This is a genomic window from Vibrio sp. UCD-FRSSP16_30 (assembly GCF_001676025.1).
In the GTDB taxonomy this organism is placed as follows: Bacteria; Pseudomonadota; Gammaproteobacteria; order Enterobacterales; family Vibrionaceae; genus Vibrio.
The window spans coordinates 197,644-222,092 of the sequence record NZ_LZFW01000001.1; the positions used below are offsets into that span (position 1 = coordinate 197,644).

At 43.9% G+C, this 24,449-nt stretch carries 25 protein-coding genes; 14 read left to right on the plus strand and 11 right to left on the minus strand.

Going from position 1 to position 24,449, the window contains the following annotated elements; all coding sequences use genetic code 11:
- Window positions 1-24 precede the first annotated feature (24 nt).
- Window positions 25-753, minus strand: a complete 729-nt coding sequence (gene artP / locus A9260_RS00850; RefSeq protein WP_068695248.1) for an arginine ABC transporter ATP-binding protein ArtP — start codon at window positions 751-753, stop codon at window positions 25-27.
- Window positions 754-1,124: 371 nt separating this feature from the next.
- Here artP and A9260_RS00855 point away from each other — a divergent pair, with 371 nt between their 5' ends.
- The 3 genes from A9260_RS00855 to recQ all read left to right on the plus strand — a co-directional run bounded on the left by A9260_RS00855 (window position 1,125) and on the right by recQ (window position 4,129).
- Entirely contained in the window at window positions 1,125-1,418 is a 294-nt protein-coding gene (locus A9260_RS00855) for a hypothetical protein (protein ID WP_068695250.1), read from the plus strand.
- Window positions 1,419-1,440: 22 nt separating this feature from the next.
- Window positions 1,441-1,806, plus strand: a complete 366-nt coding sequence (locus A9260_RS00860; protein WP_068695252.1) for a rhodanese-like domain-containing protein — start codon at window positions 1,441-1,443, stop codon at window positions 1,804-1,806.
- 115 nt (window positions 1,807-1,921) lie between these two features.
- On the plus strand, window positions 1,922-4,129 hold the full coding sequence (gene recQ, locus A9260_RS00865) for a DNA helicase RecQ (RefSeq protein WP_068695254.1): 2,208 nt from the start codon (window positions 1,922-1,924) through the stop codon (window positions 4,127-4,129).
- Between the two features lie 50 nt (window positions 4,130-4,179).
- Here the strand turns inward: recQ and A9260_RS00870 are convergent, their stop codons facing one another.
- Window positions 4,180-5,844: an RluA family pseudouridine synthase gene (locus A9260_RS00870; RefSeq protein ID WP_068695256.1), complete on the minus strand. Its 1,665-nt coding sequence runs from the start codon at window positions 5,842-5,844 to the stop codon at window positions 4,180-4,182.
- A gap of 273 nt (window positions 5,845-6,117) precedes the next feature.
- On the opposite strand from A9260_RS00870, the gene A9260_RS00875 reads away from it, so the two are divergent.
- Window positions 6,118-6,579, plus strand: coding sequence for a magnesium transporter (locus A9260_RS00875; protein WP_068695258.1), 462 nt, complete (start codon window positions 6,118-6,120; stop codon window positions 6,577-6,579).
- Window positions 6,579-7,610, plus strand: a complete 1,032-nt coding sequence (locus A9260_RS00880; RefSeq protein WP_068695260.1) for an HlyD family secretion protein — start codon at window positions 6,579-6,581, stop codon at window positions 7,608-7,610. The genes A9260_RS00875 and A9260_RS00880 overlap by 1 nt, the downstream gene beginning before the upstream one ends.
- A gap of 91 nt (window positions 7,611-7,701) precedes the next feature.
- Here A9260_RS00880 and A9260_RS00885 read toward each other — a convergent pair whose 3' ends face one another.
- From A9260_RS00885 to A9260_RS00910, 6 genes are read right to left on the minus strand one after another with little or no spacing between them, the layout of a single operon-like run.
- Window positions 7,702-9,492, minus strand: a complete 1,791-nt coding sequence (locus tag A9260_RS00885) for a bifunctional molybdopterin-guanine dinucleotide biosynthesis adaptor protein MobB/molybdopterin molybdotransferase MoeA (RefSeq protein ID WP_068695262.1) — start codon at window positions 9,490-9,492, stop codon at window positions 7,702-7,704.
- 3 nt (window positions 9,493-9,495) lie between these two features.
- Window positions 9,496-10,065, minus strand: coding sequence for a molybdenum cofactor guanylyltransferase MobA (gene mobA, locus A9260_RS00890; RefSeq protein ID WP_068695264.1), 570 nt, complete (start codon window positions 10,063-10,065; stop codon window positions 9,496-9,498).
- A gap of 1 nt (window position 10,066) precedes the next feature.
- Window positions 10,067-10,789, minus strand: coding sequence for an ABC transporter ATP-binding protein (locus A9260_RS00895; RefSeq protein ID WP_068695266.1), 723 nt, complete (start codon window positions 10,787-10,789; stop codon window positions 10,067-10,069).
- A gap of 12 nt (window positions 10,790-10,801) precedes the next feature.
- On the minus strand, window positions 10,802-11,500 hold the full coding sequence (locus tag A9260_RS00900; RefSeq protein WP_068695268.1) for an ABC transporter permease: 699 nt from the start codon (window positions 11,498-11,500) through the stop codon (window positions 10,802-10,804).
- Window positions 11,500-12,300 (minus strand): substrate-binding domain-containing protein, encoded by an 801-nt coding sequence (locus A9260_RS00905; RefSeq protein WP_197485304.1) that lies wholly within the window; start codon window positions 12,298-12,300, stop codon window positions 11,500-11,502. The genes A9260_RS00900 and A9260_RS00905 overlap by 1 nt, the downstream gene beginning before the upstream one ends.
- Before the next feature lie 59 nt (window positions 12,301-12,359).
- Window positions 12,360-13,232, minus strand: coding sequence for a formate dehydrogenase accessory sulfurtransferase FdhD (locus tag A9260_RS00910; protein WP_068695272.1), 873 nt, complete (start codon window positions 13,230-13,232; stop codon window positions 12,360-12,362).
- Window positions 13,233-13,376: 144 nt separating this feature from the next.
- On the opposite strand from A9260_RS00910, the gene A9260_RS00915 reads away from it, so the two are divergent.
- The 9 genes from A9260_RS00915 to A9260_RS00955 all read left to right on the plus strand — a co-directional run bounded on the left by A9260_RS00915 (window position 13,377) and on the right by A9260_RS00955 (window position 22,193).
- Window positions 13,377-13,802, plus strand: coding sequence for a DUF3305 domain-containing protein (locus A9260_RS00915; protein ID WP_068695274.1), 426 nt, complete (start codon window positions 13,377-13,379; stop codon window positions 13,800-13,802).
- Between the two features lie 42 nt (window positions 13,803-13,844).
- Window positions 13,845-14,513, plus strand: a complete 669-nt coding sequence (locus A9260_RS00920; RefSeq protein ID WP_068695276.1) for a DUF3306 domain-containing protein — start codon at window positions 13,845-13,847, stop codon at window positions 14,511-14,513.
- Window positions 14,514-14,731: 218 nt separating this feature from the next.
- Complete coding sequence (locus tag A9260_RS00925; RefSeq protein ID WP_068695278.1) at window positions 14,732-16,402, plus strand: 4Fe-4S binding protein; 1,671 nt, start codon at window positions 14,732-14,734, stop codon at window positions 16,400-16,402.
- A gap of 8 nt (window positions 16,403-16,410) precedes the next feature.
- A complete protein-coding gene (locus tag A9260_RS00930) occupies window positions 16,411-17,010 on the plus strand; it encodes a TorD/DmsD family molecular chaperone (RefSeq protein WP_068695280.1) in 600 nt (199 codons plus the stop codon).
- A gap of 15 nt (window positions 17,011-17,025) precedes the next feature.
- Entirely contained in the window at window positions 17,026-17,226 is a 201-nt protein-coding gene (locus A9260_RS00935; protein ID WP_068695282.1) for a hypothetical protein, read from the plus strand.
- Window positions 17,227-17,238: 12 nt separating this feature from the next.
- Window positions 17,239-20,094: a formate dehydrogenase subunit alpha gene (locus A9260_RS00940; protein WP_068695284.1), complete on the plus strand. Its 2,856-nt coding sequence runs from the start codon at window positions 17,239-17,241 to the stop codon at window positions 20,092-20,094.
- 18 nt (window positions 20,095-20,112) lie between these two features.
- Window positions 20,113-20,721, plus strand: a complete 609-nt coding sequence (fdh3B, locus tag A9260_RS00945; RefSeq protein WP_068695286.1) for a formate dehydrogenase FDH3 subunit beta — start codon at window positions 20,113-20,115, stop codon at window positions 20,719-20,721.
- A gap of 16 nt (window positions 20,722-20,737) precedes the next feature.
- Complete coding sequence (locus tag A9260_RS00950; protein WP_068695288.1) at window positions 20,738-21,772, plus strand: formate dehydrogenase subunit gamma; 1,035 nt, start codon at window positions 20,738-20,740, stop codon at window positions 21,770-21,772.
- A complete protein-coding gene (locus tag A9260_RS00955; RefSeq protein ID WP_068695290.1) occupies window positions 21,765-22,193 on the plus strand; it encodes a hypothetical protein in 429 nt (142 codons plus the stop codon). Before A9260_RS00950 ends, A9260_RS00955 begins: the two co-directional genes overlap by 8 nt.
- A 103-nt stretch (window positions 22,194-22,296) precedes the next feature.
- Here the strand turns inward: A9260_RS00955 and A9260_RS00960 are convergent, their stop codons facing one another.
- The 3 genes from A9260_RS00960 to A9260_RS00970 form a co-directional block, all read right to left on the minus strand.
- Window positions 22,297-22,503, minus strand: coding sequence for an antitoxin (locus A9260_RS00960; RefSeq protein WP_068695292.1), 207 nt, complete (start codon window positions 22,501-22,503; stop codon window positions 22,297-22,299).
- Window positions 22,504-22,644: 141 nt separating this feature from the next.
- Complete coding sequence (locus A9260_RS00965) at window positions 22,645-23,871, minus strand: DEAD/DEAH box helicase (RefSeq protein WP_068695294.1); 1,227 nt, start codon at window positions 23,869-23,871, stop codon at window positions 22,645-22,647.
- A gap of 26 nt (window positions 23,872-23,897) precedes the next feature.
- Window positions 23,898-24,374 carry a DUF1456 family protein gene (locus A9260_RS00970; RefSeq protein ID WP_068695296.1) on the minus strand — a complete coding sequence of 159 codons (477 nt, stop codon included), beginning with the start codon at window positions 24,372-24,374 and terminating at the stop codon, window positions 23,898-23,900.
- Between the last annotated feature and the right edge of the window lie 75 nt (window positions 24,375-24,449).

The window sequence follows — 24,449 nt, forward strand, 5'->3', positions numbered from 1 at the left end:
CTGACAGCGTCTTAAGGCTTAAAATTAGTGTGTAAGGTAGTCGGAAAAATTTTGTGTCGTTGGCGAAGTAAACACTTCTTTGGTGCCATTTTCCACTACTTTTCCGTCCTCTAAATACAAAACATGACTGGCGACTTTGCGTGCAAATTCAACTTCATGCGTAACAACAACTTGAGTAATACCCGTTTCACTAAGGTTATTAATAACGTGAGCAACTTGAGAGGTGATTTCTGGATCGAGAGCCGCTGTTGGCTCATCAAACAGTAATACGTCAGGCTTCATCATTAAAGCTCGTGCAATGGCAACACGTTGTTGTTGTCCACCAGATAATTGCAGTGGCCAAGCCTGTGCTTTATCGGCAAGTTGCAACATATCTAGGATCTTTATTGCTTCTTTTTTTGCAGATGCCTTAGATATGCCTGCTACGCGCACAGGTGCTTCGATTAGATTTTCTATCACCGTCATGTGCGGCCATAGATTATATTGTTGAAAGACCATGCCCACTTTCTTTCTTAGGTGCAGACCTTCTTTTTCGGTCAAGCCCTTTGAAAAATCGAAGTCCATGTCAGCAACCGTTAGGCTGCCGCTGTTTGCGTTTTCTAACAAATTTAGTATACGCAGTAATGAGCTCTTACCTGCGCCACTTGGGCCCAGTAGAACTAAGGTGTCGCCTTTCTCACACTTGAAGCTTACGTCGTGCAGTACTTGCGTATCACCGTAGAACTTATTGATCTGATTGACTTGAATACTCATGCTAAAAAACTGTCCTAAATCTCGTACAAAGGCATAGTACCAATTCTGATTGTTTATGCAAATAAAATGTATAAAAAAACGGATAAATTGGCGTGTTCGCCTAGTTATGAATCAATGGCAAGTGAAAGTGCGCTTATATAATGGTGATATTAGGTTAATTATATGCCTAAATATCCCGCAATATACACATTGTTTACTATTGGTTTTGAATGAAGGCTGTTTTTGATTTTCGATGCAGGATATTGACCAATAATGTAATAGAGAAAGAGCATTTGTTTCGCCTTTGTATAAGTAAATGTGAGGTAACTCCTATGCGTAAATTTCGCAATGTGTTGTTATTGGTTTTTAATTATTAATGACAGGTGACAAGCATGCGTCTTATTGCAACTCGCGGTGACGATTGGAATCTCTATCGCGCAGCCGATCAATACTTTGAATCGAGTATTCAACTGACTGAGCAGCAGCAAAGCAGCAATGGTGAAGAGCTATTAACTAACTCTGGCAACTTAAAACAACTGGCGTTTAATCTTGATGCCATTAATGGTTGGTTTAATGACAACAAGACCCCTGAAGATTTTCAGCGCGTTATTGTGGCTCTAGAACCTATCATTATTGAACTGTGGAAAGAGAAAAAGCTCGGGTCTTGGATGATGGAAATCTACTAACAAACTTAATATTAAGGTCAGCATGATTAAACGTTTTAGATTATTAGCACTTTTATTGCCTCTATTACTGTCTTTTCTATCAAGCACGGCATTAGCAAGTGAACGAGCGCAGACGGCTTGGCAATGGGTAGAGCAGGGCGCAGTAGTGATTGATGTCAGAACGCCACAAGAGTTTGCCGCGGGGCATTTAGACAATGCCATTAATATTCCGGTCTCTGAATTGTCTCAAACGGACTTGTCATTTTTAAACAAAGGTGATCATGTGGTGGTGTATTGTCGAAGTGGTAATCGCTCCGCTAATGCCGAGCAATTATTGCTAACCGAAGGCTATAAACACGTGCATAATGGAGGCGGATTACAAGAAATGAGACAGGTAGAGCCTAAGTAACTTGATTAAACTCGCAATATCAAACGAGCTTGATTAATTTAGTACTAATTCCAACAGTGGCTTTTGTCTTGTATCACTATCCTTTTTAAATCACCCGTCATTTGGATACAAAGCCTTGAGCCACTTTTCAAACACCGATGTTTCAAAAAACCATGTTTCAGACACAGATGCTTCAAACAGCCATAAGCCTCAACCTTTAGAGGTTTTAAAAAACGTCTTTGGTTATGATCATTTCCGTCACCAACAACAGGCCATTGTTGATAGCATTGTTGAAGGGCAAGATGTCCTGACGTTAATGCCAACCGGTGGTGGTAAATCCATTTGTTATCAAATTCCGGCCATTGTACGCAGCGGTGTTGGGGTGGTGGTTTCGCCACTGATTGCCTTGATGAAAGATCAAGTTGATGCGTTAAGACAAGTGGGTGTAGCGTGCGCCTTTTTAAACTCCACTCAAGATCAGTATGAACAACTCGAAGTGGAAGCGTCAGTAATGCAAGGGGAAATACAACTTTTGTATGTGTCTCCTGAACGCCTATTGATGGAAAGAACGCTCAACCTATTGGAGCAAGCCAATTTATCTCTGTTTGCGATTGATGAAGCGCACTGTGTGAGTCAATGGGGACACGATTTTAGACCCGAATATCAAAAGCTGTCGATTCTGCCGCAACGTTTTCCTAACGTGCCGCGAATTGCACTTACTGCAACCGCAGATGAGCGAACAAAACAAGAGATCATCAGTCAACTGCAACTGTCTAATGCTAAGGTTTTTGTTCACAGCTTTGATCGTCCAAACATTCGTTACCACGTCAGTGAAAAAGCCAATGCCAAGCACGAAATGTGGGATTTCATTGAGCAACACCACCCTCAAGATGCGGGCATAGTATATTGCCTGTCTCGAAAGAAAGTGGAAGAAACAGCGGCTTGGTTAGCGGATAAAGGGCGATTGGCTCTGCCTTATCATGCCGGAATGCCAGTTGATCAAAAAAATCAAAATCAGCAACGCTTTTTACGTGAAGACGGCGTCATTATTGTTGCCACTATTGCCTTTGGTATGGGGATTGATAAGCCAGATGTTCGTTTTGTGGCGCATTTGAGCTTACCAAAAAGTATCGAATCCTATTACCAAGAAACAGGGCGTGCAGGGCGAGACGGAGCGCCTGCCAATGCTTGGATGGCATATGGCCTGCAAGATTTGGTTATGCAAAAGCAGATGGTGGAAAACTCTGATGGCAATCAGCAATATAAACAGATTCAAGTGGGTAAACTCAACGCACTACTTGGCTATTGCGAGTTGAGTTCTTGTCGCCGTCAAACATTGTTATCGTATTTTGGCGAAACTCTTGCTGAGCCTTGCGGTAATTGCGACAACTGTTTAAACCCGCCTAAAACATGGGATGGTACTCAAGCGGCGCAAAAAGCATTATCAACAGTGTATCGTTCCGAGCAGCGATTTGGCGTTACTTATTTGGTGAATGTTCTGCTGGGTAAATCTGATGAAAAAATCAAACGCTTTGGCCATGACACATTATCCACTTTCGGCATTGGTACAGAGCTTACCGCAGAGCAGTGGAAAGGGGTATTTCGCCAATTAATCGCCATGAATTATCTGACCGTTGAAGGGATGTACAACAATTTAAAACTGACAGAGCAATGCCGCGCCGTGTTGAGAGGCGAGCAACATATCGAGTTGAGAGAGCTAAGAAAGAGCACCAAGAAAAAGAGCAGTGCTGCGAAAAAAAGCGCCTCCTTATCTGCTCAAGACTCCGAGTTGTTTGAAAAATTACGTGAGCTAAGAGCAAGCCTTGCTAAAGAGCAAAACGTTCCCGCTTATGTTATTTGTCATGATGCTAGTTTGGCTGATATAGCGCTAAAGCGTCCAGATAGCCTAACTGCGTTATTAGAAGTATCTGGTTTTGGTGAAGCCAAAGTGGCTAAATATGGTGAGGCTATTGTTGAATTGATGAGCCAGCAACCGAAAGCTAAACCGGCACTTAGCGCAACGGAGCAAACTTCGGTTGAATTATTTTTACAATGCCAAGACGCACAGCAAATTGCCACGCAGCGTGGCATTGCCTTAAATACCGTCATGAGCCATTTGGCCTCAGCCATTGAACTGGGCGTATGCCAGTTAGCGCAAGTAGTTGATATTGAACCGGCAGAATTAGAAGAGTTTGAGCTTGCGATTAAGCAACTCAATACCCTCACAGAGTACAAACTCAAACCTTTATTTGAACATTTTGCTAGCAAATACGATTACGCCACATTGCGATGTGTTGTCAGTCATTTTGCATATCAACAGCAAGTGACGACTTTGATGGGGTAATTTTGAACTAGTAACAAGGGATTTAAAATTTGCTAGGCTAGGCTAGTCTATTAAAACGGAATATCTGTCTCAAAGGTCATCCATTGCTGGGTAATTGGGTGGCTGAAGCTTAATTGTTGGGCATGCAAGAATAGGCGCACGTCTTTGTTTCCATACAAAGTGTCGCCAATCATAGGCATGTTCAGACCATCTTTATGAGCACAGTGCACTCGCAGTTGGTGTGTACGTCCTGTTTCTGGATACAAAAATAATTTCGTTTTACCGTCGATAACTTCGATTAATTGGTAGTGGGTTAGCGATGGCTTACCTTGTTCATAGCAGACCATTTGTCTTGGTCTGTCATACGGATCGCCGCACAAAGGTAGTGCTATTTGCCCTTCGTTTTGTGTCAGCTCCCCATCAATTAATGCCACGTAGCGTTTCTTCACTTCACGAGAAATAAACTGCTTTTGCAGGTGCTTATTAGCGCGTTTGGTTAAGGCAAAGACCAATAGACCAGAGGTAGCCATATCTAAACGGTGCAATACAAAAGGCCCTTCAGCATCAGGATACATTTGGATTATACGATGAAAGGCTGAATCTTGAATATGGCGTCCCGGTACTGATAAAAATCCTTCCGGCTTATTGACCACCACAATGTGTTCATCCTCATACACGATAGGCAGTGGTTTATCTTTTGCTGGGTTTTCCAGTAGTGGATTTGGATCTACCTCTAACCCTTGCAACATATGTGACAAAATAGGGTGGCATTTGCTCATGCATGAGGGATAAAACTGTTGGTGTTTGCGTATTTCAGATTTTGGTGACGGTCCCCACCAAAACTCTGCTAGCACTATGGGGGTGTATTGATTGAGGTACGCATATTGCAGCAGTTTAGGCGCGGCGCATTCTCCTGCGCCTGCTGGTGGCACCTTATAGGCGGTATTGGCAAATATTTGATTGAGATCTTGTCGCTCAGCATTGGCGTTTAAAAAAGCATAGTGGGCGAACACCTTATGCTGCAGCTGATTAGAGCGGGTGGCTCTGCGTTGGCGCAATTCGCTGTGCGCAGTTTCAATCTCTTGAATTTGATGCTTAACAATGTCCTGCTTATCTGCCCACTCTTTTTTGAGCCATTTTAACTGGTTTTTCTGCGCCACACTTTGTTTGGCAAGGTCGGCTTCTAGGGCGCTAAAGTCAGCTGAGTAAAGGGTTTGTTGCCCATGCATTCTTTGCTGTTTACGCTCTTTTCTGCTCTCGGCAATCTCGGCTTGAAGCTGCGTTATTTGCTGTGTGGCATCACTTGAAATTTGCGCGAATTGCTGCTTTAAAACATCAATATTCGACTTTGATTCAAACGCTTTAATCTCATTGGAAATCTGAGTCACCTCATCAAGTTCACCACGGTAAAAACTGCCTTCTTCAAGCATGTCATACACTGGTGGCACAAAGCCTTGATGGTGATTGCTGTCATTGATTTTTCCAGAAAAGGCGGACAAAAACCCCAGTTCTCCTTGGGTGTTTTTAACCACCAGAACCCCAAACATTTTCCCTCTAGTAAATGAAGAAAAGTCAGGATTCGCTTGCAACGTTTGTTGCAACTGCGTTGAAGCCATCACGCTCAAAGGGTGAGGTTCATAATAAAAAGGATAGGTAAATCGCTCAGGTAAAGAGTAGTTCGACCCTTGTTTTGATAAGGCGGGTTCAAAGTGGGTGAATAGTGGGTCGATGCTCATGGGGTAACGTTGCCTCAGATACTTTAGATGCGCTTGTGCAGATAAGGCGATTGTATTGAATCACGCGCGTAACTGCCACTGTAGATATAGAAGATAATGTTATTCGAGCGACGCATATCAGGTATTAAAATAAGTGATTGGTGATAAAGCATACAATTTTCTATTGTTTCTTTGTAACGGCGATTACGACGAAGGGAGGAAATAAGCCACAAATTGGCGATATTTCATGGGCGTAGTCACTGTCAGCCTGTTCGATAATAAAGAGAGTGTGTGATGAAGAGACTATTTGGCATTATTAAGTGGATAACAAAAGCGGCTGGGGTGATCGGCGCTGTGGCCGTAACCTCATTATTTTTTTCTACCTTATCCAGTATCCATGGCAAAACCATGCCGGAGTCTGAATTTGTCGATGGTAACCCTTCCATTATAAATCTGCTTAATTCCGAAATCTTTATGGGATTAATCTTTGTGGTTACGCTCTCCATTTTTGCTTATGTCAGTTATCTATTGTGGCAATTACATGAAGTCGCTGTGCATGAAAGTGAGCATAGAAAAAGTGCTCATACCAACATTGTATTTGCCCTTTCATTATGTGGTTTGTTTATTAGCAAGACATGGTGGGTGTTGGCGATTGTGATCGCTTTTACTCGCTGGGATATGATTGGCAACTCATTAAGTCGTGTAATTCGTCGCGGTGTTGAAAAAGAGTCGGTTGTGACACAGGAGAATAAATAATGAAAGAGATTATGCTTCCTTATGTATTCATCATGTGGATCTTGGTTAAAACTGGGGTGATCAAATGGAACCTTCGCAATGCAACGCTAATGGCTTCATTTGGTGTATTTATCGCAATGTCTTTATTTACAGTGAGTCGTTTTTGGGCCCCTGTTGATTTGACGGATAGTAGTACAGTCAAAGCGCCCCACGCGGTGTTAAGCCCATTGGTTGGGCAAAAAGTAGAAAGTGTGCATGTGACTCATAACCAAATTGTTAAAAAAGGTGACTTGCTGTATACACTGGAATCTACTGATTCGGTGGAACAAATCAAAGGTTTAGAGTCACAAATTCGAGCGTTAAACCACCAAATTGATGCCACTCGCACACAAATTAAGACTGATGAAACGACAATGGCACGCCTGATAAAATTAAGAGAATATAGCAGTCAGGCAGAACGAGATGAAGTCAGAAATAGCATACAACAAGGCTACTCTCAGTTATCAGAATTAGAGGCAGAAATTGCCACTATAAAAGCACAAATATCTGAAAACGAGTGGGAAAGCGAAATGAATCAAGTTGTTGCACCGTTTGATGGGCAGATTGGGGTAGTGAATATCTCTAAAGGAACTCGTACGGGTAACATGCATATTTATGATACTGATAAGAAGTTTATGGAGATGCGAGTTAGCGACCAAACTTATCGTTATCTCAAAGTTGGTCAGTTTGCTGAGTTTTATGTTAATTCCCACCCAGGAGAGGTATTTCGCGGTAAAGTTCATAGTATTACCAGTGGTACTGGTGAGGCGATGGTTTCAGTGAAAAACGGTGCGCAAAGTGTCAATCAACATGTTGGTAGTAACGCAGGTGCTCACGGTCGTACGGTTATCATCGAATTTGAAGAGCCAAAAGGTTACACCATTCCTATTGGCGCTAAAGGTTCAGCATGGGTCTCGGCGGCTAAACCTCATCCAATGCTTGGTTTCATGGATATTATCGGTGGCGCAACGGTACGATTAAAATCTCTAAAGTCTTATCTAAGCGCGTTATAGCGGGGCAGATGCATAGTATAGAACGACCAAAAGGCGCTAATATTAGCGCCTTTTTATTATTGAAAATCGAATTTATCAATTAGCGACTTATTTAAAGTTTAAGCGGAATAATGGTTACCAATTCACCGGCTTCTACTTTTGCATATAAAGGATCAATTTCTATTAAGCAGTTTGCCTCGCTCATGGATCGCAAAATTCCTGAGCCTTGTTTTCCTGTGGATGAAACCACCAACTGACCTTGCTCATTGAGCTGATAGATACCGCGAGTAAACTCGGTTCGGCCATGACGAGAGCGCAGAGATTCACTGGCAATTGCGCGAAGCTTGGTTGGTTTCCAATGGGCTTCACCTTGCATTTTGTGAATGGCGGGCTCAACAAAATTAATGAATGAAACCATAGTCGCTACAGGATTACCGGGTAGACCAAAAAAGGGTGTATTGCCAATAGTGCCAAAGGCCAGAGGGCGACCGGGACGCATGTTAATACGCCAAAAATCGATGTTCCCTTTTTGCTCAAGCACATCTTTAATGTAATCCGCATCGCCAACAGAAACGCCGCCAGTGGTTAACACTAAGTCCGCGGTTTTTGCTGCCTCAGAAATAGCTTGTTCAATGATATGATGATCATCTTCCAAGATGCCTAAATCGATAATTTCGCAATTAAGTGGACTTAACAGCCCCATTAATGCGTAGCGATTAGAGTCAAAAATACAGTTTTCTTGTAGCGGTTGGCTTGGGTGCTGCACCTCATCACCAGTTGAAAAAATAGCGACTTTAAGTTTGCGTTTAACTAGGCAATCGTTAATCCCAAGAGAGGCGATCATGCCCATTTCAGCTGCGCCAATTTTGCTGCCTGCATTAAAGACGTTTTGTCCAATCGCGAGATCTTCTCCTGCCGCTCGTACATTTTGTCCTGCGGTAATGGCTGCGCCATTGAAAGTGACAAACTCTTTGTCGCCATCACTTAACGTAGCGGATTGCTCTCGCATTATCACCGTCGCGCCGTTGCTAGTATCAGTGTTAGGCACCGGTGCGCCAGTCATGATTTTAACCGCTTCACCGGCTTTTAGCGGATGCGGGTAACTTTGACCTGCCATCACTTCGGCAACCAGTTCAAATTTATCTAGCGCAACGTCTTCATCACGAATCGCGTAGCCATCCATTGCCGAGTTGGTATGCTGAGGCACATTAATACTCGAAACGATGTCTTTGGCCAGAATATAATGAAGGCTGTGATCCACTTGCACAGTGCTGTTACCTTCGATCTCTGTTACTGAGCTGAGAATACGCTCAATGCCTTGCTCTACTGATAGAAAAGCAGGAGAGAGGGCATCGCAACAAGCGGCTGCGCTGTCGGTTTTCTCAGTTGGTTTATGCAATGTTTCATCAATGATGAATTGGCTAATACTGTCTAAATCATTAATGTTGAATGTCGGCAGTGCGCAGGTGAAATCAATATCACTGGCAACGGCAACGATATTGTTATCTGTTGGGTGCATCCAAGGATTGTGCAGTTCTTGACGGCGCAGCTCAATTTTAGGAAATGATTGGCTTTTAAAGCCTTCGATTAAAATAAGATCAAGTTGCTGGTGGTCAAACTTCATCAGTAAATCATGAAATGTCGCTTCTTCATCTGCGGTTTCGGTGATCATGGCATTTCGGTAACGTGAACTGATGAACATTTGCGTAGCGCCGGCTTTACGCAAGCGATAGCTGTCTTTGCCCGACTGATCAATATCAAAGTTGTGGTGAGCGTGTTTTAGCACACCTAACCGTAAACCCGCATCTGTCAATTTAGGTATGAGTTTTTCAAGAAGGGTGGTTTTACCTGTACCACTAAAAGCGGCAAAACCCAAAATTGGGGTATTACAAATTGTTTTCATAGGCTACTTCTTAAACTTTTGTAATTCTTGTTGAGAGTTAAGGTTGACGAAGCTGTCTTTGATGTCACTAAAGTCAATTTGGCGTGTATTGCAGCGATCGTAAAACAAAATAATTTTTCGTTCACCGTCATCAAGAAATTGCTGTAATCGCTCAAGCACAGTGCGGCGAAAAACGGTAAATACAGGCTGAACATAATCACCATCATGAGCGACTAATATTTCATCATCATCGCTGATTTGCTGCTGCATACGTTCAATCAACTTAGGGGATATTTGCGGGCAATCGCAGGGTACAAACCCCACCCATTCGCTATCTACATGAGTAAGCCCGGCGTGAATGCCGCCCATAGGGCCAACAAACCCCTGATAGTGATCTGAAAACACAGGGGCGTATTGTTGATAGCGCTGTTGTGAACGGTTGGCATTAATGTAAATAGAATCTGTGCCTGTCTTCAACGCCTCAAGAACGTATTCGATAAGCGGCTTATCGTTAAGCTCTACCAATCCTTTATCTTGCCCTTGCATACGGGTTGCTTGGCCTCCGGCAAGGACAACCCAGCTGATTGAATTCATGTTAGTTCCCTAATTTATTATGCGTAAAAGGTTCGATATTTTTTAATTTATCATCGATCACTCTAAGGTGAGGTGTGACGGTAATGCCTTGATTTTCGATTGTCCATTGCGTGTCACATAAACCCGTTAATCCGTTTTGTTGATGACTGGTAATGATAATACTGGCCCCTCTATCTAATAGATCTTTGGCGAGTGTGATGATCCCTTGCGTGGACTCAAGATCCAGTGATGCGCTTGGCTCATCCATCAGTAATATGGAAGGATTGACTATCCACGCTCGCGCCATGGCCAGTCTTTGTTTTTCCCCTCCAGAGAGCACCGAACAGTGCTCATCGGCCAGTGATTCAAGCCCAACTAATCGCAGAGCATTGATTGCTCGCGCTCGGCTATTCAGGCCTTTTTGAGCGGAAAAAGGCAGTGCATAACGAATGTTATCTAACAAGCTTGCATCAAACATATAAGGGGATTGATGTAAGTAGACCACATCCCGAAAAAGCCTACGCTGAAACAGGCGGCGAAAGGTGGAAATTTCAAAGTCATTGATGGTGCCACCACTGGGTGTGGTGAGTCCGGCGAGTATTTTTAGCAGCGTGGTTTTGCCCACGCCGTTTTGACCTTTTAGATAGATAGCGTCATTAGGACCGATTTGCAGGTGAGGGATATGGAACAAGACCCGGTCGTCATAACGTTTTGATAAATCTCGAGCTCTTAATTGTATAGTCATTGATTCTCGTCTCTAAACTCGTAGATGACTTTGGCCACGTAAAGCGGTTAAGACAAAATTCAGTAGCAATGCTAGTAACAATAGTACGATTCCTAATGCCACGCCTTGGGAAAATGCGCCGCGTTGGCTCTCAAGTGCAATCGCCGTAGGAATGTTACGTGTATGACTCAGTATATTTCCTCCCACCATCATAGAACAGCCAACTTCTGTGACAATTCGTGAAAATGCAGTGACGATTGCGGCAATCAAGGCAAAGCGGGTTTCCCACATTAACGCTTTGAAAATTTGCGGGTAAGACTTGCCTAAAGTAATTGAGGTTTCAACATTGCGCATATCGACACTTTGAAAGCCCGCTTGCAACATGGAGATCAAAATCGGCATGGCAATTAAGATTTGCCCCAAAATCATGGCTTTTTGGGTAAATAGCCACTGCCAATCGCCTAATGGCCCTGAGCGTGACAATGTCATATACAGCAAAAGACCAATCACAACCGTGGGCACAGCTTGCAGTGTGTTAATGATGGAGGTGAGAAAATAACGCCCCGGAAAGGGCACATAAGCCAGCAGTAAGGCGCAGGCGATAGCAGGTAACAAAGACAAAACTAAGGCAAGTAATGACACGCTAAAGGAGATAGACACTATCTTCCATAGCGCGGGGTCAAAACTTAGAAGCAGCTTAACTGCTTCTATGCTGGTATCACCAATATTCATTAGTTAGACGTTTTAGCGTCAGCGGTGAATAGTTTTTGTCCTTTCACCTGAAATTGGTTAATTAGAGTTTGCGCTCGCTCACCGATGATCCATTGGCTGAGTGCTTTCGCGCCTTCAACATTTAGCCCTTCATAACGTGCTGGGTTCACGCGAATAATTTGGTAGCGATTGAAAAAAGCCGGATCGCCTTGTAACCAAATGGCAAGGTCGAGTTTTTCTTGGTAAGCAAGCCATGTTCCGCGGTCGGTTAGAGTATAACCTTGCAGTTCAGAGCTCATATTCAGCGTTGGGCCCATGCCTTGACCAATAGAGCGATAGTTTGACCAGTTATGGCTAACGTTGGCAGATTGCCACAAAGAAAGTTCTTTCTTGTGAGTACCTGAGTCGTCACCCCTAGAAATGAACGTAGACTGACTTTTGGCTATTTTAGTTAAGCCTTGAACAGCATTATCGTCGTTGCTGAGTTTTGCCGGGTTATTTTTGGGGCCAACAATAATGAAATCGTTATACATAACCGAATGTGGATCGATACCAAACTGAGCATCTAAGAAGGCTTTCTCCGCTTTTGGTGAGTGAGTCAGTACAATATCAACATCGCCCATCTCGCCCATTTTAAGTGCTTTACCGGAGCCTGTGACTAATAACTGTACTTCATAACCGGTGTCTTTTTTAAACTCAGGAAGCAGGTAATCTAATAAACCAGAGTGATAGGTACTGGTTGTGGTGGCCATTTTTAGTGTTTTAGAGTCGGCGTGCGCAGGCACCGCAACCCCTAAAGCCAAAAGGAAAGCGCAAGCCATTGTCAGTAGTGAGCTAGAACGTGCGCTGTAAGTGCGCTTTAAGAAGGCAGGAAACATGATTATTTGTCCTTTTTGTTTGTGTGATGAGTCTTATGATGAGCATCGCTCTCGGAAGGCTTACCATCGAATTCAATCTTATCCATTCCGTGATAAACCTGAAAACGAAGTCCTTTAGCACGAGCAATAATGGTTATGCCAAATTGTTGCGCCAGTTCTAAGCCCATTTGTGTCACCCCAGAGCGAGATAGCAGGGTAGGGATTCCCATCTGCGCGACTTTGATCACCATCTCAGAGGTCAATCGCCCTGTGGTATAAAAGATTTTGTCTTTGCCTGTATCTTGCTTGAGCCACATTTCGCCGGCCAGCGTATCAACCGCATTATGGCGTCCAACATCTTCGACAAAAGAAACTACTTCTCCTTCGCGACAAATAGCGCAGCCATGCACCGCGCCAGCTTTTTTGTAAGTATCGTTATAGTGGGTCAGTGCCATTAAGGTTGAATATAGGCCACTTTGTTTGATGCGGGTTTGCGGAACTTGGTAATCCTGCAAGCTCTTCATGACGTTGCCGTACATAGTGCCTTGGCCACAACCTGATGTGACGGTCTTCTTTTTTAAGGCTTTTTCAAGGAAGTCGGTATTTTCTTTGGTGACCACTGCCACACTGTTGGTCTCCCAATCTATGAACACCGAATCAAGTTGGGTAGGGTCTGTTAAGAAACTTTGGTTTTTTAAATAGCCAAGAACTAACGAGCTAGGGTGAGAGCCTAGGGTCATTAAGGTGACGATCTCTTGCCAATTGAGCAACACAGTCAATGGACATTCACAGGCGATATCTTTTTGTAGCGGTTCACCGTACTCATCAAAAACGGTCACTGTTTGAGTTTGGGAAGGCGGTTGACCAACCGTAATGATGTTGGGAGCTTGAGGCATCGAATTATCCTTTTCTATACTAAAGCAGTCTATTGCAATACATAAAAGGCAATAGACAAAAGCAATAGTAACGGGTTTCACCAAAGTTGACGTGATCTAGGTAGAACTGTCGAAATAATAATAAGTTAGATTAACGAGGTACTAATGAAAACGGAAGATAATTGGCCAATTGGATGTCAGATTATTCTACATGAAACACAAAAATCTAAATGGCAAACCTATCAGTGGTTAATTGAGCAGGTATTTTTAGACCCTTCTAATGACGATTCAAGCACCAAAGCTGAGATACAGCTGTTTAGAGATGAGCGCACCGACTACCGCTTTAACCTTAGTTCTGACAATCCCAAGTTGTTCATCGTGCTGGAAAACACCATTGAAGAATTGAGCCTAGTCAGTGCGACAGTTTCACAAAGTGTCGCGGGCAGTTTTTTAGATGGTGATTATTTGGTGTTGTCGGTCGATTTGCCTTTAGCGGTGCAAATTTGGATGGAAGCGTATTTAGCCCGACATGGCGAACTGATTGAACATAAACGTAAAAAACGCAAAGGTGCAGGGCGTGCTAGTCAGTAACTTCTCAATTAATGCGTTAATAACTAAAGGTGAGGAAGGGCAATGAGTCGCGGATTATTTGAACGCTTATTACATAAACACTCTGCACCGGTTGAACATGAAGAGACGCAACCGAGTCCGGTTGTAGACAATCCTGATGCACTTATTGAGCAAGCTTCGACCGATAGTATTGATGATAAGCAAAATCATGCTGTTGATGGTGTGATTACTGCTGAACCTGATGCTCTTGATTCTGATCTAGTCGACTCTGATGTTACGCAAATGGACGAAATTGAAGAGATCAGTGAAGAGCAGAAACAAGGTAATGCCATGTCGGCTTTGCTGGCTTCAAATAGCGCACCAGAGCTGAAAAAAAGAGCATTAAGAAGTTTGTTTTTTAGTGGGCAGTTTAGTGAAGTGGATGAGCTCAATGATTACCATCAAGATTTTAGTCAGATTAAACCCTTATCGGCTGATGTTGTGAGCAAGCTTCGCCATTGGACTCAAGATAAAGTCGAAGAGATTTCTGAGTCTGAGCTAAGTGCCGATTCACAGGCAAATATTGTCGATAATAGTGACCTGCAACAGCAATCACATAGTGCTATTTCTGATGGGGATGATAATGAGAATCGATCCCCTGAGTGTGAGGGGGAATTGCCTAGTCAATTCAACGAAGAAGGTCAAGAAGTAAGTGAGCAAAAATCATGCAGATCGGATGAGCAGTCTGATTAATATGGCTGCAAAATTTAAAATAAAAATGCCTATAAAATCACATACTTAACAATTTTATATGTTTAATGCCTCAAAAATCCTATGGGATTAACCTCGTTACGTCAAAAATCTGTAATCCTTAACAAAACGATGCACTTATTTAAGTCGTACTTATATACAAAAAGCTGAAACAGCCACCTGTATATTTTTATGCTTATACATCAAAACATAGGATTCGAATGCTAAAGGAATTTTTGGCCCAATCTTCGTCAAATAATGGCCAAGCGCGTCACTACGCTTTTAACAACACCGTAGAGTTATCAAACTTAATTCCACCAACGGTGAGTTATGAAAGCCAAGGGGCGTTGTTGGTCATTGCAGACAAGCAAAATCTCGATACGCTTAAACAGCAATTCTCTTCATTACCTTCAGTGACTTTTGTTACACCTATCGGTACTCAAACTACTGGCGATCTTAAGCCGTATTTTTTCGCTTCTGCGGAGCTCACTGGGTATCTGGGACGCTTTAGTTTAACGATTTCACAACAAGACTCGCTATTGCCAATTGACCTTGCGCAAATTGCCATTGGCCAGAGCCATTTTGATATGGTGTTGGATCTTGGCGCTGAGTCTCTGATGGATACTGAAGTGCCTGCGGTCGGTTATTTTCCTGTTGGGCGAGGGTATCCCAAGCTAGAAGATGCAACCGAAGAGATTCAATCGCTGATTGGCACCTTTGATAAACCTAAATTCTTTCGTTTAGATACCGATAAGTGCGCGCACAGCTCTCGCGGCGTAAAAGGTTGTGAACGTTGTGTCTTGTCTTGTCCTGCTGGCGCACTCTCTAGTGAAGGGCGCGATGAGACCGGCTACAAAATTGAAATTAATCCTTATCTTTGTCAGGGCGTGGGAACGTGCGCCACTTCGTGTCCTACTGGCGCTATCGAATATGCGTTGCCATACCCAAATGAAACTCAAGCCTACATTGAGCGCACCTTGCAAAACTATCATCAGCAAGGCGGTGAAAACCCAATTATTTTGTTTTGCAGTGAAGAGCATGAAACATACAACTTAATGGCGCTTCGAGTATTGCCTGACAATGTTATTCCGATTGTGGTCAATGAGCTTCCTTCGGTTGGTATTGATACTTGGTTTTCTGCATTAACCAATGGCGCATCACAGGTGTTGTTTGCCGCTAGTCGCCGAATGCCAGCCACTATCATTCGAGTATTAAACGAAGAAGTGAGCGTTGCTCAAACGCTATTACACCAACTTGGTATTAACGCAGCCAGTATCGATATTTTGTATCTCGAAGATCTTCGTAGCGCTAAACCCAACCTTATCGAACAGCCAAACTCATTAATGTTAGGTGAGCTAGAAGGGGATAAAAGAGCCCGTTTATTTCAGTCTTTAGATGCACTAGCCGAAGCTTACCCTATCATGCAACCGCAAATGGCCCTGCCGAGCAATGCGCCTTACGGCACTGTAGATTGTGATACAGACAAGTGTACGTTATGCATGGCTTGTGTGGCGGTCTGTCCGACGATGGCACTGCATAATGAAGGTCAGTTGCCAATGCTTAGCTTTATTGAGCAAGACTGCGTTCAATGTGGCTTATGTGAGGGGGCATGTCCCGAGGATGCGCTTAACTTAACCCCAAGAATGAACTGGGATCAGCAAGCACGCCAGAGTGCTTTGACCATCAATAAAGATGAACCTGCTTTATGTCTATCTTGTCAAAAACCATTCGCGCCGAAATCGATGATTAGCATGCTACAAACCAAATTAAAGGATCACAGTCATTTTAATAATGAGGTGGCGATTCGCCGAATTGCGATGTGCGAAGACTGTCGCGTTGTAGATATTTACGACGAAATGGCGAAAGATCCTACAAAACAGCTAAAATATTAAGGTTGAGCATGAATAACGACGTACAACAATCACCGCGCGCCGACATCTATTTGCTGTTAGCGACGCTGTTTAGGCAAGCGCCGAACGATACATTAATACAGTGGTTGAGCGAGCTAGACACACAAGACAAAACCAGTGCCATGAGCGCGGATTGGCAAGCACTTAGTGACGCGGCAAAGAGCGGTCAACTTGAAGTGTTAGCCGCTGAATATCAAGACCTTTTTATTGGCATAGGGCGCGGAGAAGTCGTGCCTTTTGCTTCTTGGCATAGAAGCGGTGCATTGATGGAAAAACCATTGATTGAGCTGCGCCAAGATCTTGATGCGTTAGGCTTTGAGCGCAATGAAAGTGTGAAAGAACCAGAAGACCATATTGCTGCTTTGTGTGAGGTGATGGCGATGCTGATTGAAGACGGTTCTCATCAGCAAGGAGTGTTTTTTCAGCGCCATATTGAAAGTTGGTACAAAGATTTAGTGAAACAAATTCAGCAAGCAAACAGTGCTGATTTTTATCGGGTTGTCGCTAGCCTGCTGGTTTCCTTTATGGAACTTGAGGCCGTAGCGTTGAGCGAGCAAGCGATTGCAGTTCGTTCTAGTGAGTTGGATTAGGTAAAGGATGGAGTCATGAAAAACAAAAACGAGATTGATAATCATCGTCGTAGAGCAATCAAAGCTTTAGGTGGCACTGTAGTGGCTGGCGCAGTACTGAGTACGGCATCTGCGTCTGCAAAGACGAGTCCGGTGAAGGTTGAAACCGAAAAATCAGAGGACGAAAAGGGTTATCGCGAAACCCAACACATCCGCGATTACTACGATTCACTTTAGGAACCCCATACTATGAAACTAACAAAGCGTTCTGAAAGCACCTCAAGCCCTAATAAAAAGTTTGGTATCAGTCGTCGTACATTCATGCGTAACTCATCATTAGCTGCCGGTGGCGCAGTCGTTGGAGCCGGTATGCTTGCTCCGGGCATGATGAGAAAAGCGCAAGCGAACACTGAAACAGCCAATTCTGATGTCGAAATTAAACGCACCATCTGTTCCCACTGCTCTGTGGGTTGTGGCATTTATGCTGAAGTGCAAAATGGGGTGTGGACAGGGCAAGAGCCTGCATTTGATCATCCATTTAACCTCGGTGGACACTGTGCAAAAGGCGCCGCACTGCGCGAGCACGGTCGCGGCGAGAAACGCCTTAAATACCCAATGAAGCTGGAAGGCGGTAAATGGAAGAGGCTGACTTGGGAAGAAGCAATTAATGAAATTGGCGACCAAGCGCTTAAAATTCGTCAAGAGTCAGGTCCCGATTCGGTGTACTGGCTAGGCAGTGCAAAGCACAACAACGAACAAGCTTATACCTTCAGAAAAATGGCTTCAATGTGGGGCACAAACAACGTCGATCACCAAGCGAGAATTTGTCACTCTACGACAGTTTCAGGTGTTGCTAACACCTGGGGTTACGGCGCAATGACCAACTCATTTAATGATATGCATAATTGTAAATCTATGCTGTTTATTGGTTCTAACCCAGCCGAAGCTCACCCAGTTGCGATGCAGCACATCCTCATCGCCAAAGAAAAGAACAGCTGTAAAATTGTGGTTGCCGATCCAAGACGCACCCGCACCGCGGCAAAAGCAGATCATTATGTGGCACTTCGTCCCGGAACAGATGTGGCCTTTGTTTGGGGTATTTTGTGGCATATCTTTGAAAATCAGTGGGAAGATAAAGAGTTTATCCGCCAACGTGTGTATGGCATGGATGAAATTCGCGAAGAAGTGGCTAAGTGGACACCCGATAACGTTGAACGTGTAACCGGCGCTTCTGAAGCTGAAATATTCAAGATTGCTAAAATCTTATCTGAAAATCGACCGGGTTGTATTGTTTGGTGTATGGGGGGAACTCAGCACACCACAGGTAACAACAATACGCGCGCTTACTGTGTGCTGGAACTGGCGCTAGGTAACATGGGTAAGTCAGGCGGTGGTGCAAACATTTTCCGTGGACACGATAACGTGCAGGGCGCGACTGACTTTGGCGTACTTTCGCATACCTTGCCGGGTTATTACGGCCTAGCACCGGGTGCTTGGAAGCACTGGTCAAAAGTGTGGGATGTCGATTTTAGCTGGATTGAAAGCCGTTTCGACCAAAACAAATATCGCGGCAAGCAACCGATGAACAACATGGGTATTCCGGTATCTCGTTGGGTTGATGGTGTGTTGGAAAACAAAGACAACATTGAGCAAAACGATAACATCAGAGCCATGTTCTATTGGGGGCATGCGGTTAACTCACAAACTCGTGGTACCGAAATACGCAAGGCGATGCAAAAACTGGATATGATGGTCATTGTTGATCCATACCCAACCGTTGCGGGTGTTATGAATGACCGCACTGATGGGGTATACCTCCTTCCTGCAACAACTCAGTTTGAAACTCACGGTTCAGTAACGGCATCTAACCGCTCGCTACAATGGCGTGACCAAGTTGTTGAGCCTTTGTTTGAGTCTAAGCCTGATCACGAAATCATGTACTTGCTGAGTAAAAAGCTAGGTTTTGCTGATCAGTTATTTAAGAACGTAGAAGTGAAGAATAACCAACCGGTTATTGAAGACATCACTCGCGAATACAACAAAGGTATGTGGACGATTGGTTATACCGGTCAAAGCCCTGAGCGCCTTAAAGCGCACCAACAAAACTGGCACACTTTCCATAAAACGACTTTGTCTGCGGAAGGCGGTCCGGTAAATGGTGAAACTTATGGTTTACCTTGGCCTTGTTGGGGTACGCCAGAGATGAATCACCCGGGCACTCATATTTTGTATGACACTTCTAAGCCTGTGGCTGAAGGAGGCGGTAACTTCCGCGCTCGATTCGGAGTTGAGTTTGAGGGTGAAAACCTGCTTGCCGAAGATAGCTACTCTAAAGATTGTGAACTGCAAGATGGTTTCCCCGAATTTAGCGACAAGTTACTTAAAAGTTTAGGCTGGTGGGATGATCTGACCGCAGAAGAAAAAGCCGCGGCAGAAGGTAAAAACTGGAAAACAGACCTTTCTGGTGGCATCCAGCGTGTGGCGGTTAAGCACGGTTGTATCCCTTATGGTAATGCTAAAGCGCGCGCCATTGTTTGGACTTTCCCAGATAGAGTGCCTCTGCATAGAGAGCCGCTGTATACCGCACGTCGCGATCTGGTAAAAGATTACCCAACTTGGGATGACAGCGAGTCGATTTATCGCCTGCCAACACTGTATAAGAGTATTCAAGACGTGGATAAGTCAAAAGAGTACCCAATTGTCTTAACGACAGGTCGTTTGGTGGAATACGAAGGGGGTGGTGAAGAAACCCGTTCCAGTCCTTGGCTTGCCGAGCTTCAACGTGAAATGTTTGTCGAGATTAACCCGAAAGATGCCAACGATCTTGGTATTAGAGATGGCGAAATGGTGTGGGTTGAAGGTGCTGAGAAAGGCCGAGTTCATGTTAAAGCGATGGTCACGCGCCGCGTTGGATCCGGTTTGGCATTCATGCCGTTCCACTTTGGCGGGAAATTCCAAGGTGAAGATCTCACCGAGCGTTATCCAGAAGGCACTGTGCCTTATGTGATTGGTGAAGCGGCCAATACCGCTACCACTTATGGTTATGATCCGGTGACACAGATGCAAGAAACCAAAGTCACCCTGTGTAACATCAAAAAAGCGTAAGGTAAGGAAATCTAAATTATGGCTAGAATGAAATTTCTTTGTGACACCAAGCGCTGTATCGAATGTAACGGCTGTGTCACTGCATGTAAAAACGAAAACGATGATGCCCTAGAGTGGGGCATTCAACGTCGTCGAGTTGTGACTCTTAATGATGGGGAGCCGGGTGAGAGCTCAATCTCTGTTGCGTGTATGCACTGTACCGATGCGCCGTGTAAAGCGGTCTGTCCTGCAGATTGTTTTGAGTACACTAAAGAAGGAATATTGCTGCATAACAAAGACCTATGTATTGGTTGTGGTTACTGTCTATTTGCTTGTCCGTTTGGTGCGCCACAATTTCCACACACCTCAGCCTTTGGCGAACGAGGTAAAATGGATAAATGTACCTACTGTGCTGGTGGCCTAGAAACAGAACCAGGTTCGGAAGAAGAGCGCCTAAAATACGGTTCTAACCGTATTGCTGAGGGTAAATTACCAATGTGTGCTGAGCTTTGTTCAACCAAAGCACTGCTAGCTGGTGATGCTGAAGTAGTCTCTGATATTTTCCGTCAGCGTGTTGTTGAGCGCGGCGCGAAAGGTGCAGGTTGGAGCAGTGGCGAAGACATAGCGTTTGATGCAACCAAAAGCTAACTAAAGGAGCAATCAAATGCAGTTAGCGAAACAATGGTCTTTGTTGCTGTTGATGGCGCTTGCAAGTGTACTCATGCTAGTGAGTACACCTAGCCACGCCGAACAAAAAGCAGATAAGACCGCGCAAAAAGAGATGGTTCAGTTAGCGGGTGCGGATTACTGGCGTGAAGTAAAAGCGGGAGTAGAGGGCACTACCACTTCTGCCTCACCTGAGCACGGCATTTTAATCAGTGTACCCGGTCAAACTTGGTTCATCTTGAAAGAAAAATGGATGTCTCCGGCGGCGGCAGTCGCCATCTTTGGCAGCATCATGATGGTAGTACTGATGTACTTCCTTGTGGGGCCATTGATGTTGAGCAAACCTCGAACAGGCAGACGACTTAATCGTTGGAGCCGAATGGATAGGGCGCTTCACTGGACAATGGCATTTACCTTTTTGACCTTAGCGTTCAGTGGGTTGATGTTGGTGTATGGTAAGCACTTTTTAAAGCCATATATTCCGTCCGATCTGTGGGGCTTAGTCATCTATGCTGCAAAACAATACCATAACTATATAGGCCCAATTTTCTACATTCTGTTGGTGTTTATTTTTGTGAAGTGGTGGAGAAAATCCATTTTCAACAAAACTGATGTTCAATGGTTTATGAAAATGGGTGGCATGATAGGCAAACATAAAGGTTCGCATCCATCAGCCGGTTTCTCTAATGGTGGTGAAAAAGTCATTTACTGGTTACTTATCGTGTTTGGCGTAGTGGTTGCCACCAGTGGCGTTATTTTGGACTTCCCAATCTTTGGCCAAACTCGCCGTGATATGGAAGTGGCAAACTTAGTTCATATGATTTCGGCGCTTGTCTTAATTTGTGGTTTTGTGTTCCATATTTATATCGGTTTAGTCGGTATGGAAGGCGCACTAGAAGGCATGGTGACAGGTAAAGTCGATGAAACATGGGCCAAAGAACATCATGACCAATGGTTTGCAGAAGTGAAGCATCAATTAGAAGATACACCAGTCAAAGACACTAGTAAAAAGAGTGGGGTGAGCAATGAATAATCATCATCGCGGTATTTGGATTGCTTATATCGGCAGTCTGCTTACGCCTTTTACTTGTTTACTGTCTGGTGTGGCTGCCATTGTTTATGCAGGCTATCGCTTGGATAAAGATGAAGACAGTGATGTGGTTAATTCTCACTATTACAGTTTGATCAGAAGCTTCTTTTTGTTTTTGACCTTCTTTGTAGTGTTGATTGTGACCATTGCCACATCAAATGGTGTGTTAATTGGGGTAAATGATTACTGGATGCGCAATAGCGCATTAGAAGAAATCGCACATATAATCCCGATTGCCGGTGGCATTATTTCCGCCATCGCGATTTTAATTTGGTTTGTGCGAATGACCCAAGGCATGCGCTTACTAAAAGAAAACAAACCTATCGAAGATAAAAAATCATTACACCAATTTTCCCATCGTTAATTAAATTGGCAGCTATCCAACGATAGTGATTGAAATAAAAACACCAAGCAGGGGGCTGTTTGGTGTTTTTTATTCTTTGATAGGGCTCTTTTTGAAATAAGGTTTATAGGTCATCAATGTCTACCGAAATACTTTCTTCAGATTCACGTTCATTTACTAGGGAAATTAACTCAAGGTCTTCTAATCGATCCATCATTAATTTGTATGCCTCAGCAGGAGCATAACAGAATGCGGGCTCATTTCGGTTAAGCGCAGTGACTGATTCTCCGTAGGCGCTAATAGCAATATTAGCTAAAATTCTAGAGGTCATTTAGTCGGGCTCTTTGGTCTTTAAATGATTTAAGTAAGCGGTATAACAAGTCTTACGAGGCTATAGAGTAGTGAAGTGGTGTGGTTACATGCTTTTTTAACACTACGACTGACCACCGTAAGTGATCAGTCGTAATCAAGTTTATCGCTTGGTCTTACTCTTAAACTGCTTCACGCTGCTTTTGGACTGAGTGCGGCGGTTGGCTTTTTTATCTCTTGGGGCGCGTTTGCTCTGGCCTGATGATGGCTTATCCGTTACAGGGAAGTCTGCAAGCTCTTGAAGGGGCAACTCGCGTGTTGTCAGTTGGCGAATTGCACTGAGATATTCTGTTTCACCGTGGCAGACCAATGAGATGGCTTTGCCTTGTTCGCCTGCGCGAGCGGTGCGTCCAACGCGGTGTACATACACTTCAGCACTTGAGGGTAATTCAAAGTTGATCACTATAGGCAGGTGATCAACATGGATCCCACGCGCCAGCAAATCAGTTGCGATTAATACATTGATTTTCTGCTGCTTAAATTGCTCTAAAGTGGTTTCTCTTTCTTGCTGAGTTTTGTTGCCATGCAAAGCAGCAACAGATATACCAGCTTTAGTCAGTTTCTTACACAATGCGTCAGCGTTATCTTTTGCACCAATAAAGACTAATACTTGAGGCCAATTATGTTGTTTTAATTGTGCAATCAACACATTGGTTTTACTGCCTTTATTGACTAAATACAGAGTTTCATCAATGCCTTCGACAACACTATTGGTTACCGTAGTTTGAATACGCTTAGGAGTAATTAATAGCTGATTTGCTTGGGCTTCTAGTTCGCTAGAGAACGTCGCTGAAAACATCATGGTTTGACGCTTAGCAGGAAGATGGGTCATGATTTTTTGAATATCTGGCCAAAAGCCCATATCCAATAAGCGATCCGCTTCATCAAGCACTAATGCCGATAGTCGAGAAACATCTACCGCGTTCTCTGTCAGTAAATCTAATAATCTACCCGGTGTTGCCACCAAAATTTCAGGAGTTAATAGCAACTGCTGTTTTTGCTGCTCTTTATCAACGCCGCCACATACCGACAATGCGGTTACGTCTAGCGCATTGGCAAAAGGCAGTAATGCTTGGCTCACTTGCGTGGCAAGCTCTCGGGTAGGCACCAATACAATGGCTTGAGTCGTGCACGGTTGAATGCGCACTTTCTCAAGCAAGGCTAAGCCGTAAGCCAATGTTTTACCACTGCCGGTTTGGGCAATTGCCAGTACGTCTTGCTTATCCAATATTGCAGGAATGGCAAAGGATTGAACCTCTGTCGCCTTAGTAAACTGAGAGGCGAGAAGTGTCGTAAGTTCTGGGCATAGTGAAAGATTGGTGTACGGCATAGTGGTGTCTTATTAATAGGTTTAAATTAGTCTTCTTGAGTGTCGCTTGGGCGTAGTTGCAATTGAACACCCATTAAAAAGTTGCGCAAGATCTGATCTTTACACTCACGGTAGTGCTTGTTTTCAGGTTTGCGGAAAAATGCACTTAGCTCATGCTTGCTCAAGTTAAAGTCAGCACGTTGCAGTGTTTCAAGAATGTCTTCTGCCTTCATGTTTAACGCAATGCGCAATTTCATAAAGATCATGTTATTGGTTAAACGACTCTCTGGTTTAGGCTGCTCACCTTCGCGCTTACCACGTTTGATATTGATAAATCCATTTAGGAATATGGCTAATTCTTTATCAATCATTTTACAAAACTGTTCGTCTTCTTCTTTTTTAAGCCAATTGATCACTTGACTACGAGTGACTGTTTCATCGGCTGCGGCAAAAACGTTAATCATATCAGCGTCTTTTAAGTCAAAGGTATAGCGGATGCGGCGTAAAATATCGTTATTAGTCAAAATAGTTCCTAATGGACAGGATTAAAGGGGATTTGTGTGCGTGCACTTTAACACAGACGCTACTGCAATCAGTAA

What these genes read in the sequence shown, in the direction of transcription:
- A9260_RS00940 (WP_068695284.1), top strand. Translation starts at nt 17,239, where the DNA reads ATGAAACTAACAAAGCGTTCTGAAAGCACCTCAAGCCCTAATAAAAAG.
- A9260_RS00915 (WP_068695274.1), top strand. Translation starts at nt 13,377, where the DNA reads ATGAAAACGGAAGATAATTGGCCAATTGGATGTCAGATTATTCTACAT.
- fdh3B (WP_068695286.1), top strand. Translation starts at nt 20,113, where the DNA reads ATGGCTAGAATGAAATTTCTTTGTGACACCAAGCGCTGTATCGAATGT.
- A9260_RS00880 (WP_068695260.1), top strand. Translation starts at nt 6,579, where the DNA reads ATGAAAGAGATTATGCTTCCTTATGTATTCATCATGTGGATCTTGGTT.
- A9260_RS00855 (WP_068695250.1), top strand. Translation starts at nt 1,125, where the DNA reads ATGCGTCTTATTGCAACTCGCGGTGACGATTGGAATCTCTATCGCGCA.
- A9260_RS00950 (WP_068695288.1), top strand. Translation starts at nt 20,738, where the DNA reads ATGCAGTTAGCGAAACAATGGTCTTTGTTGCTGTTGATGGCGCTTGCA.
- A9260_RS00935 (WP_068695282.1), top strand. Translation starts at nt 17,026, where the DNA reads ATGAAAAACAAAAACGAGATTGATAATCATCGTCGTAGAGCAATCAAA.
- A9260_RS00860 (WP_068695252.1), top strand. Translation starts at nt 1,441, where the DNA reads ATGATTAAACGTTTTAGATTATTAGCACTTTTATTGCCTCTATTACTG.
- A9260_RS00960 (WP_068695292.1), bottom strand. Translation starts at nt 22,503, where the DNA reads ATGACCTCTAGAATTTTAGCTAATATTGCTATTAGCGCCTACGGAGAA.
- A9260_RS00895 (WP_068695266.1), bottom strand. Translation starts at nt 10,789, where the DNA reads ATGACTATACAATTAAGAGCTCGAGATTTATCAAAACGTTATGACGAC.
- A9260_RS00910 (WP_068695272.1), bottom strand. Translation starts at nt 13,232, where the DNA reads ATGCCTCAAGCTCCCAACATCATTACGGTTGGTCAACCGCCTTCCCAA.
- artP (WP_068695248.1), bottom strand. Translation starts at nt 753, where the DNA reads ATGAGTATTCAAGTCAATCAGATCAATAAGTTCTACGGTGATACGCAA.
- A9260_RS00920 (WP_068695276.1), top strand. Translation starts at nt 13,845, where the DNA reads ATGAGTCGCGGATTATTTGAACGCTTATTACATAAACACTCTGCACCG.
- A9260_RS00905 (WP_197485304.1), bottom strand. Translation starts at nt 12,300, where the DNA reads ATGGCTTGCGCTTTCCTTTTGGCTTTAGGGGTTGCGGTGCCTGCGCAC.
- A9260_RS00965 (WP_068695294.1), bottom strand. Translation starts at nt 23,871, where the DNA reads ATGCCGTACACCAATCTTTCACTATGCCCAGAACTTACGACACTTCTC.
- mobA (WP_068695264.1), bottom strand. Translation starts at nt 10,065, where the DNA reads ATGAATTCAATCAGCTGGGTTGTCCTTGCCGGAGGCCAAGCAACCCGT.
- A9260_RS00955 (WP_068695290.1), top strand. Translation starts at nt 21,765, where the DNA reads ATGAATAATCATCATCGCGGTATTTGGATTGCTTATATCGGCAGTCTG.
- A9260_RS00885 (WP_068695262.1), bottom strand. Translation starts at nt 9,492, where the DNA reads ATGAAAACAATTTGTAATACCCCAATTTTGGGTTTTGCCGCTTTTAGT.
- A9260_RS00925 (WP_068695278.1), top strand. Translation starts at nt 14,732, where the DNA reads ATGCTAAAGGAATTTTTGGCCCAATCTTCGTCAAATAATGGCCAAGCG.
- A9260_RS00870 (WP_068695256.1), bottom strand. Translation starts at nt 5,844, where the DNA reads ATGAGCATCGACCCACTATTCACCCACTTTGAACCCGCCTTATCAAAA.
- A9260_RS00930 (WP_068695280.1), top strand. Translation starts at nt 16,411, where the DNA reads ATGAATAACGACGTACAACAATCACCGCGCGCCGACATCTATTTGCTG.
- A9260_RS00900 (WP_068695268.1), bottom strand. Translation starts at nt 11,500, where the DNA reads ATGAATATTGGTGATACCAGCATAGAAGCAGTTAAGCTGCTTCTAAGT.
- A9260_RS00875 (WP_068695258.1), top strand. Translation starts at nt 6,118, where the DNA reads ATGAAGAGACTATTTGGCATTATTAAGTGGATAACAAAAGCGGCTGGG.